Origin of the sequence: Ochrobactrum sp. SFR4 (genome assembly GCF_019730395.1) — a bacterium.
Taxonomy (GTDB): Bacteria; Pseudomonadota; Alphaproteobacteria; order Rhizobiales; family Rhizobiaceae; genus Pseudochrobactrum.
This window is the reverse complement of sequence record NZ_JAAPBB010001356.1, coordinates 1-237: the sequence shown is the minus strand read 5'-3', so window position 1 is coordinate 237 and position 237 is coordinate 1. Positions and strand designations below refer to the sequence as shown.

1 protein-coding gene is annotated in these 237 nt (G+C 56.1%); it reads left to right on the top strand.

The features are described from left to right. The coding region (locus HBA93_RS23445) for an MnhB domain-containing protein (RefSeq protein ID WP_221724813.1) at positions 1-237 on the top strand (237 nt) is incomplete at both ends.

Sequence of the window (237 nt, the reverse complement as noted above, 5' to 3'; positions counted from 1 at the left end):
ATCTGCCGGGCGGCGGTTTTGCTGCCGGTATTACCATGGCAATCGGTTTCATTCTGCAATATCTGGCCTTTGGTACCCGCTGGGTGGAAAGCCATTTGCGTATCTTGCCGGTGAAATGGATGGGCTTCGGTCTGCTTACCGCTGCGGCAACCGGTGCGGGATCATTCTTCGCCGGTTATCCGTTCCTCACTACCTATTTCGACTATGCCGACGTGCCGCTGATCGGCAAAATGCCGG